Consider the following 13,600-nt stretch of genomic DNA (forward strand, 5'->3'; position numbering starts at 1 on the left):
GGGTCAGTGATTGCTCAGGGTTGCGAAACTGATCCGGGTCAGTCCGGCTTCCTGCGCCGCGTCTAATACATCGATGACATACTGCTGCGTCGTATTCTTGTCTGCGCGCAGGACAATCACCCTTTCGGGATCTTTGGCCGCCAGCGCTTTGAGTTGTCCGGCCAGGTCGGCCATAGACAAAGCCTGCTTATTCATACGCACCTGACCGCTCGCGCTAAGATCGATGGTGATGGGTGATTTTGGCTCACCAGCGGCGGCCTGCTGGGCTTTGGGCAATTGCATGGAGAGATGGGATTGGTGCACAAAGCTGCTGGTGACCATGAAGAATAACAGCAGCACCAGCACGATATCGACCATCGAGATCACATTGATCTCCGGCTCTTCACTCACCCGCGGGCGCAAATTCATTTTTCAGTCCCGCTGGCTATGAGATTCACCAGTTTCAGGGCCTCTTTTTCGAGGGACAACACCAGTGTATCGACCTGCCCTTTGAAGTAGCGATAGAACATCAGGCTGGGAATGGCAACGATGAGGCCGCTGGCGGTGGTGATAAGCGCTTCGGCAATGCCACCTGCCAGCGCCTTGGGATCACCCGCGCCCACCATGCCGATAGCCGCAAAAGCGTGCATGATACCGAACACGGTTCCGAGTAGACCCAATAAGGGCGCCACACCAGCGATACTGCCGAGAAAGTTGAGGTAGCGGTCGAGATGCGCCACCTCGTGACGGCCGCTCTCTTCCACTGACTCTTTGATCACGTCCCGCGGCTGTCCCGCATCCTGCAGAGCCACCAACATCATCCTGGCTAAGGGCGTGTCGTTTTCATACAGCACTTTGACCGCCTGCTGCACCTTACCCATCTCTACCAGCTCAGCTATCCGGGCCGCGAGGTCACGCGGCGCAACGCGTCCCCGCCGCAAGACCCAGAGACGATTACCCGCAATGGCCAAGGCTACAATTGCCGCCAATATGAGAATCGGCAGAACAAACCCGCCCATTTTAAATAACCCCAGCAACTCTTGCACATCGCCTCCAGAATCCGTTCGATTGTGACGAAGCCGGAATATAGCATACCACTCAGGAAACGGCAGTGGATGCGCCGCATCCGCAAAATCATAACTGCCGCTGCATTCGCTTAGACGGCACCCCCCGTGCAGGCAGCGGTGTTCAGGCACGGGGTTGCCAGTAGGCAGGCGCTGGCGGCAGGGCGTGATATAAGTGCCCGGCCTGCCAGGTCCAGGTGCCCGACTTGCCCTCGCCCAGATAAAAGACCTGCGCCTGTGCTGCCGCAGCCGCTAATGCCGCTCTTTCCGCATTGCCCAGACTGGCAGGGGCAAAGATGGCCTGCACCCGATGCAGCGTGGCGCCATGCTCCGCCGCAAGCCGATGGACCGTTGCCGCATCGGCGTCACCCAGAATAAGCACATCGGGTCCGGCGCCCCAGGTCACTATGCAGGGCTGGACAGGTGCACGCAGGGTCAGAAAATGCATCCCTGGCGGTGCCACGCCGTCGGCCCGACAGAAGGCCACTGCCGGCGGTCCTCCGGGATAGTCGCGGGCTCCGGCAGGCCACCACTGACGAGCCGCAGTAGGCTGCGGCTGGGGCGCGGAAATGTCGCTGCGCAACCACGCATCCACCCGCGTCACGCCCTGCTGGCGCAGCGCCGCCGTAAGCGCGAGGCCGCCGCTGCGGCGACTGGCCGCCTTCCAGAGATTCGCCGAGAAAATACCGCTCTGTGCCCCTTTCTGCCAGAACAGCAGCATGCCCGATCCCGCATCCAGAGCACGCAATTCCAGATCCGTGCTGCCGCTGGCGGGGATAAGGAGCGGCACCATGCCCAGCAAAGCCAGCCAGCGCCCTGGCCAGCTCGCTGGCAGGAAAAAGATGCTGAGTCCCAGCACTGCCGCCAGCAAGGCCCAGGTGCGACCAGTACCCGTGCTGATCCGGGCAAAAGGAATGTGCAGCAAAACACGGAGGAGCGCCGTCACGGCGTCCATTTCCAGCGCCACCAGATGAAAAAACAGGCGACTGAGGAGTTCCAGATCCAGCAGCGCGAACAGGGCGCCCAGCAAGGCCAGCGGCACTGCCAGCAATTCCACCAGTGGGATCACCAACACGTTCGCCGCCGGGGAGATCAGGGATACCTGTCCGAAGAGTCCCGCCAGCAGGGGCATCAAGGCGATAGAGACTGCCCATTGACTGCGCAACAACGCGCGCCAGCCGACTTCGCCGTAGCCAATAGCCACCAGCGCCGCTACCGCGCCCAGAGACAACCAAAAACCCACTTCCACCAACGCGCCGGGATTGTTCAGCGCAATCAGCAAGGCGGCCAGGGACAGTCCCTGCCAGGCATTGTTGGGGCGTCCCAGCAGATGGCCGAGAGCCGCTGCGGTGATCATCCAGGCGGCGCGTTCGCCGGGAATCTGCATGCCAGCAAAACTGGCATAGGCCCAGGCCGCCGGGATACTGCAGAGGATACCCACCGTCTGCGCCGGCCAGCGGGCGACCAGCCAGGGGATACGCCGCCACAAGCACTGACTGAGCCACAAGGCCAGTCCGGCAACCACGGCCACGTGGGAGCCGGAGATCACCAGTAAGTGGGCAGTGCCCGTATCCCGGTACACTTGCCAGATCTCTGGCGGGAGCTGGTTACCGACACCGATACTCAGCGCCTGCACGAAGCCCGCCGCCTCGCGGTCCAGGGCCATATTGCTGGCATGGAGCACCACCGCACGGGCCGCCGCGATATGGTCTTGCAGATTCCAGCGGGAAACCGGTAACAACCGACCATCCTGTAGCCGCGCCACCCCACCTTCCCCAGCCCAGAAACGCTGGCGGGCGAGGTCGGCAAAGGGGCTGCCGGGCAGACTCGCCAGGGATTCGCTGTGCAAGCGCAACTGCCAGCGCTGCCCCACTACCGGAACCTCCGGGAGATTGCCGTGAATGAGCAGCTTGGCTGGCCGACCGGCCGCCGGGGCATCCGCCGACCAGTGCTCCGGCGTTAAAAGAAAGCGATATTCCCGGCCTCCCAATTGGGGTATGGAGACAATGCGGCCCCGGACACTGAAGTCCTGACCCACCGGCCAGTGTACAGCGAGACGCAGATCGGCCTGCCAGATGCCCCAGGCGAAGGCCCCCGCCATGACCGTCAGCAGCAGCGCAGGCCGCCATTTCCAAACCAGGAGCAGTCCGGAAAGCGCCACGGAAAGCGGAATCCACAAAGCAGGCAACTGCCGGAAGCTGTGCAAAAACCCCAGCCCCAGCCCCGCGGCGATGACCAAAAACGGCAGTGACGGCCAAGATTTGGCCCAGGGCAGCAGCTTGGCTACACTAGCCCCCTTACGACTTAGGAAATATCGCATTGCGCCTACCTGCATTCTGCCGCCTTCCCACCCGCGAGGACGTCCTCAGCAAACGTCCACTGGGACGTTTTACCCATTATCTGGCCCGCCCGATACTGTGGCATCCCCATCGTCACAACGTCGCGCGCGCCGTAGCCATCGGCGCATTTATTGGCAGTCTGCCTTTTTTTGGCCATGTTCTGAGCATCTTACTCATCAGTCTCTGGCGTCGCGCCTATATTCCCGTCGGCGTCGTTATGCCCTTTGTAGTGACCGGTCCCTTCACCATTGTGCCCTTTTTCTTCGCATCCTATGAGCTGGGGTTCTGGCTGCTCAACCAGCTGGGGCTGGCCCCGGCCATCACCATCCATTATGCGGATATCCACGCGATGTTCCATGGTCAGATCAGCATGATGATCATGGGGGACCGCCTCTGGCACGCCTATCTGCTCACCTGGCTGGGCAGCATCATCCTCGGCGGAGGACTCGCCCTGATACTGTATTTTGGCGTGCTCGGTGGCTGGCGGCTCTGGATACTGTGGCGACTGCGCCGTCGTCGTCTGCACCGCAGCCGGTTTTAGAGCACGGCTTCCAGGGGCTCTAAGACGCCATCTTGCAGCCGGAGCACGCGCCCCATGTGTGCCGCCAGCGCTGGCTCATGGGTGACGATAACCAGTGCGGTGCCCAGTTCCTGATTAAGGTCGAGCATCAGCTGGTGGACGCTCTCCGCCGACTCACTGTCGAGATTGCCGGTGGGTTCATCGGCGAGGAGCAGCGCCGGACGGGTAACCAGGGCACGCGCCAGGGCGACCCGTTGCCGTTCGCCACCGGAGAGCGTGCCGGGCTTGTGGTCCAAGCGTTCGCCCAAGCCGACGCGGGTCAGGATTTCCTTACCCCAGGACTCTACAGAGTGGCGCGACACCCGGCGTATCAGCAGCGGCAGCAGCACATTCTCCAGCGCAGTGAACTCGGGCAGCAAACGATGTAACTGATAGACGAAGCCGACACTCTGGTTACGTAAGCGGCTGCGCGCCGACTCACTCAGTTTGTAGACCTCCTGCCCGAGAATCCGTACCCCCCCCCCCGACGGGCGCTCTAATCCGCCCATGAGGTGCATCAACGTGCTCTTGCCCTGCCCGGAGGCCCCCACAATGGCTACCCGCTCGCCGTGACGGACTTCCAGATTGATGTCGCGAATGACTTCCAGGTGTTCGCGACCAATGGCGAAGCTCTGGCGCAGGTGCTCGACGGAAAGAATGATCTGCTCACTCATAACGCAGGGCCTCAGCAGGAGCGATGCGCGAGGCACGCCAGGAGGGATATAACGTCGCTATCCAGCTCATGATGAGCGCGGCAATAGCCACATGGATCACATCCCAAGGCTTCAGCTTGGAGGGTAACTGACTGATGGAATAAACCTCCGGCGAAATAAATTGGACGTGAAACAACTGCTCGATAGCTGGTACCAGGGTCGGAATATTCAAAGCCAGCAACACCCCGAAGAAGACACCGAGCAGCGTGCCAAAGAGTCCGATGACTCCACCTTGCACCATAAAAATCAGCATGATACTACGCGGCGTTGCGCCGATGGTGCGGAGGATGGCAATATCCGTCTCCTTATCGGTGACCACCATCACCAGTGTCGCCACGATGTTGAAGGCGGCGACAGCGATGATGAGCGACAGGATCACAAACATCACCAGTTTCTCCATGCTCAGGGCCTTGAAGAAGTTTTCATGGGTCTGGGTCCAGTCCTGGATATAAAAAGCAGCACCGAGCTGTTTTTGCAGATGGGCGGCGAAGGCCGGGGCGGCAAAGGGATCTTTGATCTGCATGCGCAAGCCAGTCACGCCCTGGTTCAATCCGTAGAGCCGCTGTGCGTCACCCAGGTTGATATAGGCCATGCCGCTGTCGTAAGCGTAAATTCCGACGGAAAAGAGCCCGACCACCGTGAACTGGCGCAAGGCGGGGGTTACCCCCAGTGGGGTGACCCCACCCTGGGGGGAGATCAGGGTGATCTTGTCACCTACGGTCACGCCCAGTTGCCGCGCCAGCGCACGGCCGAGGACGATACTCCAGGGGTGGGTCTGCAGGGACTGCAAGTCACCCATTTTCATATCGCTGGCCAGCTTGTTGACGCGGCTTTCCAAAGACGGATCAATACCCTCGATGACCGCACCGCTGACCAGCCCGTCGTGGGAGAGCATGGCCTGCGCCTGCACGTAGGGCGCCATACCCGTCACCTCAGGAATTGTCGAAAGACGCTTTACCGCCGTCGGCCAGTTCAGCACCGGCACCCCGTTGCCCTGAATAATCACATCCGAAGTCACCGCCAGAATCCGTGCACGCAAGGTATGATCAAAGCCGTTCATCACCGCCATGACTGCGATCAGGGCCGCCACGCCGATGACCATGCCCATGATCGCCGTGCCGGTGATGAAGGAGATAAAGTGATTGCGGCGCTTGGCGCGGGTGTAACGCAGCCCGATCCAGAGCTCATAAAACCTCATGACTGCTCCGGCCGCAGATGGGGAAAGAGAATCACCTCGCGAATGCTGGGCTGATCGGCGAGCAGCATGACCAGACGGTCGATGCCCAGCCCCACCCCTGCCGTCGGCGGCATGCCGTATTCCAGGGCGCGAATATAGTCGGCATCGAAGCACATCGCCTCTTCATCACCGGCGTCCTTCGCCGCCACCTGCGCCCGGAAGCGGGCGGCCTGATCTTCGGGATCATTCAACTCGGAGAAACCGTTGGCCAGCTCGCGGCCGGCGATCATCAGCTCGAAACGATCCGTGACCTCGGGGTCGAGATCATTACGGCGCGCCAGCGGACTGACTTCCAGGGGATACTCGGTGATGAAGGTCGGCTGCTGGAGATGGCCTTCCACCGTCTTCTCGAAGATTTCGATAAGACGCTTGCCCCAGCCCCAGGCGGGTTGACAGGGCAGCTGTAACTGCGCGAGCTTGGCCGCCAGCACTGCGGGGTCCCGCAGATCGGCATCCGCCAGATCGGGGTTATGGGCACGCACTGACTCCGTCACCGTTAAACGGTGGAAGGGTTTGCCGAGGTCAATCTCCAGCCCTTGGTAGTTTATCGCCGTCGTGCCCAAGGACGCCTGTGCCGCAGCACGGATCAGGGTCTCGGTGAGGTCCATGGCGCGCACGTGGTCGGCGTAGGCCTCGTACCATTCGAGCATGGTGAACTCGGGGTTATGGCGGGTGGAAATGCCTTCATTGCGGAAGTTGCGGTTGATTTCAAAAACCTGCTCAATGCCGCCCACCACCAGTCGCTTGAGATACAACTCCGGGGCGATACGCAGGTAGAGGGTCATATCCAGGGCATGGTGATGGGTAACGAAGGGCCGCGCCGTGGCACCGCCGGGGATAGGCTGCATCATGGGCGTCTCCGCCTCATAAAAGCCGCGCTGGCGCAGACCATCGCGCAGGGCTGCCACCGTTTCGGCACGAATCTGGAAGGTGCGGCGGGTGGCTTCGGTGACGATCAGATCGACATAGCGCTGGCGGAAACGGGTTTCCGGGTCGGCGAGTCCGTGCCATTTTTCCGGCAGCGGGCGCAGGGCCTTGCTCAGCAGTTGGAGCTTATGCACTTTAACCGAAAGCTCCCCGGTCTTGGTGCGGAACAGGACGCCATCCACACCGATGATGTCGCCGAAATCCAGGCCCTTGAAGCGCGCGTAGGCCTCTTCGCCCAGGTTGTCGCGGCTGACAAAGAGTTGAATACGCCCGGACTGATCCTGAATGTCGGCGAAACTGGCTTTACCCATGACCCGGCGGCTCATCAGTCGCCCGCCGAGCCGCGCCGCGATGGGCTCCTGCTCCAGGGCCGTGGCATCCATATCGCCATAACGCTGTTGCAAGTCGCCCGCCAAGGCATCGCGACGGAAGCCGTTGGGATAGGCATGGCCTTCGCTACGCCAGTGTCCCAGCTTGTCACGCCGCACCTGCATCTGGTCATTGAGTTCCTGATCCACCATCCGTCCCCTTCCTGCAAAATACTGAGTGACTACCGCTTACAATCCGGCCTTCAACGCCGCTTCAATGAAAATATCCAGCGCCCCATCGAGCACCTTCTGGGTGTCGCCCACTTCGACCCCGGTGCGCAGGTCTTTGATCCGCGACTGATCCAGCACATAGGAACGGATCTGATGACCCCAGCCGATATCGCTTTTGCTGTCCTCCAGCGCCTGCTTTTCGACGGCACGTTTCTGCATCTCCATCTCATAGAGTTTGGAGCGCAACATGCGCATGGCCTCGGCCCGGTTCTTGTGCTGCGAGCGGTCGGTCTGGCAGGCCACGACAATGCCCGAGGGCACATGGGTGATACGAATGGCCGAGTCGGTCTTGTTGACGTGCTGACCACCCGCCCCGCTGGCCCGATAGGTGTCCACCTTAAGGTCCGCCGGATTGATATCCACCTCGAAACTATCGTCAATCTCGGGATAAATAAAGACGCTGGCGAAGCTGGTATGACGGCGATTGCCGGAGTCGAAAGGCGATTTGCGCACCAGGCGATGGACGCCGGTTTCGCTACGCAGCCAACCGAAGGCATGGTCACCGCGCACATGGATGCTGGCCGACTTGATGCCCGCCACTTCGCCCTCGGAGACCTCCACCAGTTCCGCCGCAAAGCCATGGGACTCGGCCCAGTGCAAATACATGCGCAGAATCATTTCCGCCCAGTCCTGCGCCTCGGTGCCGCCCGCGCCCGCCTGAATATCCACAAAGCAGTTTGCCGCATCCTGCGCGCCAGAGAACATGCGCTGGAATTCCAACTTCTCGACCATGGCCAGCGCGCTATCGAGATCCGCATCGACAGCGGCGAGGAGTTCTTCGTCCTGCTCGCTCAGGGCCAACTCCAGCATCTCGCTGCCATCGGCGAGGCTAGCGGTGAGCTTGTCCATAGGCGTGATGATGGCTTCCAGAGCAGCCCGTTCGCGACCCAGTTCCTGGGCCTTTTCGGCGTTGTTCCAGATGGTCGGGTCTTCCAGCTCCCGTTGAACTTCCTCTAAGCGACCGCGCTTTTCTTCGAGGTCAAAGATACCCCCTCAGGCCCGCGACACGGACCTGGAGATCTTCGTGCAGCGCACGCATCTCATTCACTTCTCTCATGATTCTTCCTTTTCCATCAGGTTGCATCAGGACCATACCCGCGCGCACCCGGTTGCCCTGCACGCAAAACTTCCAATTATGCGCATATTCGGTGCTGATCTCCAGCAGTGTTTCGGCAGGGATGGCGGGGCATCAAAAAACGTCCATTCCATCCACTGGGCCCCGCGAGACAATTTCGTTTCCACGGGGCGAGTATACACCACACACTCTCCGCAGTGAGTGCATGAACGGTGCTGGCGGCAGTGCGTTGGGGTGGCGGTTGAGCTAGACTGAATGCATGAACACTGCGAGGGAATGTGCCATGCCTATTTCAACTGGAAGAATCGCTGCGCTTGTCTTGGGTATTTTAGCGCTATCAGGCTGTACCGTTAGCCCTTACGGCGGAAATGGAAATCAGGGGTACAACCAGCAACCCCCACCACCACCACCCGACCAGGGACCTGGTCAGTACAACAATGGCTACGGCAATTCACCAGGCGTACCCGGTGGCCTACCCCCAGGAGGTCCGGGCGCGCCTTAACCGCGAAGCCAAAACGATCCGCTCATTAATGAATGACGCGTTGCCTGCACCGCTTAAGCATCCCAACAAGCAAGAAGAATGGCAACCAATTAAACAATTGGATACATTAAAATCGTATGGCGTCTCGATTCACACCCAGCCGGAGCCATGCGAAATATGATCAATGTCCATAACAAAAATTTCCATAACAAGGTGACCTGTGACGATAGAAACCAATCTTTTTGAAAAAATCGACTTCGCAAACGCAACAAAAGTAGTGCGCCCGACTTTAGGTAATGAAGCACCAATCGCACTATTCAGGCTGGTGCGTCTTATTCTTCTAGAGGATATGTTTGGTGTTAGTTCTACAGCACAGGCATACCTATCAGGAAGACACCTTGGATATAGCCTTGGGTTAAAAGATCTAAGCCAATTTGTAGAATTATGCGAACAACTTAAAATAGGGGTCATAAAAACTGGGGAAAATGATAAAGGGCAACTACATATTGATGTTTACGAATGTGTTACCTGTTCTGGAATGGAACCTGTCGGGCGCACCCTGTGTTCTTTCGAGGGCGGTTTGATTGCCGGCGTAGCAGAGGGCATCTTTAAAAACAAGGTTAACGTCCGCGAGGTTACTTGCATAGGCGGGCTTGGACATGAATCATGTGGCTTTGATGTAATACAGAAGTAATGGTAATGCGACAGAATGATACATGAGGTCTAATTGGCATACCGAATCCGCAACTGCAGCGTCGTCGTATCCCGGAACGTATTAGTATCCAGCTCGTAAGCCATGAGTACCGTCTGCCCCACTCCCACCGGGCAGACGCCACTTTCCACGGCACCGAACCAGATGGCGTCGTAGTCCATCGCATCCATTTTCACAACCAGTTTCAGATGCCTGCCGTCACCCACCGGGCGGACCTGTTCAATCCGGCCGTGGCCTCTGAAAACGGGGTGCTCCCATTGGCGGCCAAAAGGTTCTAAGGCGGCCAGTTCTTCCACAACGGCGAAGCTGGGAGTCACCTCCAGCGCACCATCGGTGACAATCTCCGGGCCGACTCTGTGGTCGCGCAATGCGCTTGCGGCGATAGAGGCCCACGCTTCTGCAAAGCGCTGCAGACCATCGCGCTTTAAGGTCACCCCACCAGCGCCGGCATGGCCACCCCAGGCGGTAAAATCATCGGGATAACGATCGGCTATCTCCGCCAGGGCATCCCGCACATGAAAGCCATGCACGGTTCGCAGAGAGGCGGTGATATGCTCGCCCTCGGCTTTGGGCGAGAAATAAGCGACCGGCCGACCGAAAGACTCCGCCAGTCGCGCCGCACAAATGCCATGGACACCCGCGTGGCCTTCCGAGTCGAATATCGTAATCGCCGCGGCGCCATCTCTTACCTGCTGTGCCGCCTGTTTGGTGCTTCTGTGCAGCATATTCGACTGGACCGCCTTACGTTCGGTGTTATGCTCGACGAAATGCTGCGCCAGTTCTTCCGCGGCCGGAGCGTTATCGCTCATCAACAGATTCACACTGCCCAGTGCCGAATCCAGGCGTCCGCGGGCGTTGATGACGGGCGCAAAATTAAATGCCAGGGTAGCGGCGGTGATGGGGCCTTTGCCGTTCGTGGCAACATACAAGGCCCGCCAGGCGGGCCGCGCAAGCGGTGAGTTCATGATCGCCAGGCCGCGGGCGATAATCGCCTTGTTATTGGTGGACCGCGCCAGATTGACACAATCGGCCATGGTGCCCAGGGCGACGAGATCCAGCAGACCGCCGAGTTTTGGAGCAGTGGCGGGAAGGTCGCCATCCCGAATAAGCCGCTGACGAAGCGCACAGCACAGCAGCCACGCCACATGCACGCCGGCGATGTACGGATCGGGAAACGCCGAATCGTCGCGCACCGGGTTTACACAAGCCACGGCCGCCGGGGGCGGCCCGGATGCGGGCACGCCGTGATGATCCGTGACGACGATGATAAAACCATGATCCCGCAACCGGGCAATCCGTTCGTGATCCGTGCTCCCCTGATCTGCGGTAACAATTAAGGCGGGACGGGGGGCCTCCGCAATAATGCGGTCGGTCAGGGTTTCGGTGACGCCGTAGCCGTCCCGCAGACGATGTCCGATATAGCTGTGAATCCGCTGTTCCGGAACGCCGAAATAATCCCGGAATGCAAACTTCAGCACCGCATGGGCCGAGGCGCCATCACAGTCGAAATCGGAAATCAGGAGGATGGGGAGTTCCTGGCGGATGGCGGAAACCACGGCGTCGCAAGCGATGTCGATATCGGGCAGCAAGTCGGGCGGGGTGAGGCCACTCAACTGCAGACTCAACAATGCCGGCAGCTTCGCCACGTCCGCATCACTCAGTCGACCGGCAATAATCCGGGCCTGGAGCGGGGTATATCCGAGACGCAACGCCGCGTGCAATATCGCCGCTGCCACCGGACGGTCAACGATGCGCACAGTTTCAGTCATCTACCAGACCCCCGGCAAGGCATGACCGGGCCGGGCCGGGCGACGCCAGAAGCGCCAGCGATCTGCACGGCGAAGCGTAAGGCGCTCTATATCACCGCTGGCAAGCACACCCGTCAGGCACTCCAGGCACCCGCCACGCCGCCACAACGATGACAGGGCCGGGACCAGCGCCGCAAAAGACTTTGCCGCATCGGGATAAAGCCAGGCCCCAGGCCAGACCCAAAGCAGATCATCGGGGAGTTTTATTGCGGCCTGCAACGCCTTGGGATAAGACAGTGGCAAACCCAGCCAGCAGGCCGCGGCCTGCAGGTAGTCCGCCTCCGCCGCCACGGTCCGCCACTTCGGAATGGGCCGCACAGAGGGCAAACGCCCCTCCCCCCAGGCCCAGAACAGACACCAGGGTTCCTGACCGCTGGCATCGACATCCTGATTGACGGGATGGGCGGCGAGGAGCATCTGCAACTCATTGAGGAAGGCATTCCAGCGCCGGGCATCGGCACCGGTGGCTTGCAGGGCCAGCGGCTCGCGGCCCCAGACTTGTTCGGGATCGGGACAGTGCAGGTCGGGCGTGTTGGCGGCCAGCACATACCAGCGCCGGGCGCCGCGGCGCAGAATCCAGGGGGTATCCGCCATATGCTCAACAGCAGACGTAAACAGGGCCGCGGCAGCAGCCTCTTCCAGGCCGGGCAGAGGCTGTAACACCGCCCGCCCCGCCTGTCCGCGAAACGCCACTGGCTCCAGGGCGATGACCCAGTGCCCTTCGGTCGCTATACCCTCAGACTCCGCCAACAATGCCGCAGCGGGCAACAACCCTGCGAAACCCAGCAAACGCCCTGCCACCTCCAGAGAGGAAGCAGCCGTTAACCGTTCCGCCCGCCCACGCCCCCAGTAACGCGGCAGCACCGCTCCCAGGTCGTCCTCCGGCACGCCGCGCAGACCCGAGAGCCAGAGGCAGAGATCAGCCATCAGCGGTCCAGGATGGCGCGCTGCACGGCCTCCAGACTGGCATCCACGGTGAGCACTTCGCCACCCTGAGCGATAGCGGTATCAGGATCTTTGAGGCCATGCCCGGTGAGGGTACAGACCACCGTCGCGCCCGCTTCAATTTTTCCGGCGCGGGCCGCAGCCACCACCCCCGCCACCGAAGTCGCCGAAGCCGGTTCGCAGAAAACGCCCTCATGTTGCGCCAGCCAGCGCTGCGCCTCCAGAATCTCGGCATCGCTATGACCGCCAAACCAGCCGCCGCTTTCCGCCTGCACCCGATGCGCCTGATCCCAGGACATGGGATGACCGATACGGATGGCCGTGGCAATGGTCTCGGGGTCTTTCACATAGTGGCCGACGATGAAGGGGGCACTGCCTGCCGCCTGAAAGCCCAGCATCTTCGGTCGTTTGCCCGCCTTACCGTGACCATAGGTGCAGGCGCCATCGCAGAATTTGCAGGAAGCGGTCAGAGACTGGGACTGGTCAGTCCGCCCGTCAGTGGCTTCACAATAGCCCATCCAGTGGGCGGTGATATTACCGGCATTGCCCACGGGCAGGGCATGATAATCGGGCGCCTCGCCCAGCGCCTCGACAATCTCGAAGGCCGCCGTCTTCTGGCCCTGCAAGCGGTAAGGATTCACCGAGTTCACCAAAGTGATGGGCGCATTGGCGGCGACATCCTGGACGATCTGCATGCCCGCATCGAAGTTGCCGCGAATCTGCAACACCATGGCACCATGCATCATCGCCTGGGAGAGTTTGCCGAGGGCAATCTTGCCTTCCGGGATCACCACGAAAGCGCGCATTCCCGCCCGCGCCGCGTAGGCCGCCGCGGCCGCCGAAGTGTTGCCGGTAGAGGCGCAAATCACCATCTCGCTGCCCTCTTCCTTGGCCTTGGTCACCGCCATGGTCATGCCGCGATCCTTGAAGGAGCCAGTGGGATTCAAGCCCTCAAATTTGAGGAAAAGACGGATATCGAGGCCGAGCTGGCGGGGCAGATTGATGCATTCGATCAGCGGCGTATTGCCCTCGCCCAGGCTCACCGCCTGAGTCTCGGGAGCCAGGGGCAGGAAAGCACGGTAGTGGTCGATGATGCCGGTATAACGGGTCATGAAGTTATCCTGATTTTAAAATGAAATGCCAAAATTCGGTTTGCCGGATG

At 60.5% G+C, this 13,600-nt stretch carries 13 protein-coding genes; 3 read left to right on the top strand and 10 right to left on the bottom strand.

Translation table 11 applies throughout. The features are described from left to right. Window positions 1-3: 3 nt before the first annotated feature. The 3 genes from H2515_RS12170 to H2515_RS12180 form a co-directional block, all read right to left on the bottom strand. A complete protein-coding gene (locus tag H2515_RS12170) occupies window positions 4-408 on the bottom strand; it encodes an ExbD/TolR family protein (RefSeq protein ID WP_198660251.1) in 405 nt (134 codons plus the stop codon). Then, window positions 405-1,025: a MotA/TolQ/ExbB proton channel family protein gene (locus tag H2515_RS12175; protein WP_014028362.1), complete on the bottom strand. Its 621-nt coding sequence runs from the start codon at window positions 1,023-1,025 to the stop codon at window positions 405-407. The genes H2515_RS12170 and H2515_RS12175 overlap by 4 nt, the downstream gene beginning before the upstream one ends. Before the next feature lie 142 nt (window positions 1,026-1,167). Then, on the bottom strand, window positions 1,168-3,363 hold the full coding sequence (locus tag H2515_RS12180) for a ComEC/Rec2 family competence protein (RefSeq protein ID WP_232821380.1): 2,196 nt from the start codon (window positions 3,361-3,363) through the stop codon (window positions 1,168-1,170). Between H2515_RS12180 and H2515_RS12185 the strand changes: the two genes are divergently transcribed. Then, complete coding sequence (locus tag H2515_RS12185; protein ID WP_035191799.1) at window positions 3,363-3,923, top strand: DUF2062 domain-containing protein; 561 nt, start codon at window positions 3,363-3,365, stop codon at window positions 3,921-3,923. The genes H2515_RS12180 and H2515_RS12185 overlap by 1 nt on opposite strands. Here the strand turns inward: H2515_RS12185 and H2515_RS12190 are convergent. The 4 genes from H2515_RS12190 to prfB form a co-directional block, all read right to left on the bottom strand. Further along, window positions 3,920-4,615, bottom strand: coding sequence for an ABC transporter ATP-binding protein (locus H2515_RS12190; protein WP_198660252.1), 696 nt, complete (start codon window positions 4,613-4,615; stop codon window positions 3,920-3,922). The genes H2515_RS12185 and H2515_RS12190 overlap by 4 nt on opposite strands. Beyond that, window positions 4,608-5,852: a lipoprotein-releasing ABC transporter permease subunit gene (locus H2515_RS12195; RefSeq protein ID WP_035191801.1), complete on the bottom strand. Its 1,245-nt coding sequence runs from the start codon at window positions 5,850-5,852 to the stop codon at window positions 4,608-4,610. Before H2515_RS12195 ends, H2515_RS12190 begins: the two co-directional genes overlap by 8 nt. Next, complete coding sequence (lysS, locus tag H2515_RS12200; RefSeq protein WP_014028357.1) at window positions 5,849-7,339, bottom strand: lysine--tRNA ligase; 1,491 nt, start codon at window positions 7,337-7,339, stop codon at window positions 5,849-5,851. Before lysS ends, H2515_RS12195 begins: the two co-directional genes overlap by 4 nt. A gap of 36 nt (window positions 7,340-7,375) precedes the next feature. Beyond that, a protein-coding gene (prfB, locus tag H2515_RS12205) for a peptide chain release factor 2 (RefSeq protein WP_141672309.1) occupies window positions 7,376-8,474 on the bottom strand; the annotation gives its coding sequence in 2 pieces (ribosomal slippage) (window positions 7,376-8,398 and window positions 8,400-8,474; 1,098 coding nt in all). 485 nt (window positions 8,475-8,959) lie between these two features. Here prfB and H2515_RS12210 point away from each other — a divergent pair. Both H2515_RS12210 and H2515_RS12215 read left to right on the top strand, forming a co-directional pair. Then, window positions 8,960-9,154: a hypothetical protein gene (locus tag H2515_RS12210; protein WP_198660253.1), complete on the top strand. Its 195-nt coding sequence runs from the start codon at window positions 8,960-8,962 to the stop codon at window positions 9,152-9,154. 39 nt (window positions 9,155-9,193) lie between these two features. Beyond that, window positions 9,194-9,667, top strand: a complete 474-nt coding sequence (locus H2515_RS12215; protein ID WP_014028355.1) for a V4R domain-containing protein — start codon at window positions 9,194-9,196, stop codon at window positions 9,665-9,667. A 29-nt stretch (window positions 9,668-9,696) separates the two neighbouring features. Here H2515_RS12215 and H2515_RS12220 read toward each other — a convergent pair whose 3' ends face one another. The 3 genes from H2515_RS12220 to thrC are packed head-to-tail and all read right to left on the bottom strand — an operon-like array spanning window position 9,697 to window position 13,550. Next, complete coding sequence (locus tag H2515_RS12220; protein ID WP_198660254.1) at window positions 9,697-11,454, bottom strand: single-stranded-DNA-specific exonuclease RecJ; 1,758 nt, start codon at window positions 11,452-11,454, stop codon at window positions 9,697-9,699. Next, window positions 11,455-12,420, bottom strand: coding sequence for a hypothetical protein (locus tag H2515_RS12225; RefSeq protein ID WP_198660255.1), 966 nt, complete (start codon window positions 12,418-12,420; stop codon window positions 11,455-11,457). After that, window positions 12,420-13,550, bottom strand: a complete 1,131-nt coding sequence (gene thrC / locus H2515_RS12230; protein WP_198660256.1) for a threonine synthase — start codon at window positions 13,548-13,550, stop codon at window positions 12,420-12,422. The genes H2515_RS12225 and thrC overlap by 1 nt, the downstream gene beginning before the upstream one ends. Between the last annotated feature and the right edge of the window lie 50 nt (window positions 13,551-13,600).

It is taken from the genome of Acidithiobacillus ferrivorans (genome assembly GCF_016250455.1).
Lineage (GTDB): Bacteria > Pseudomonadota > Gammaproteobacteria > Acidithiobacillales > Acidithiobacillaceae > Acidithiobacillus > Acidithiobacillus ferrivorans.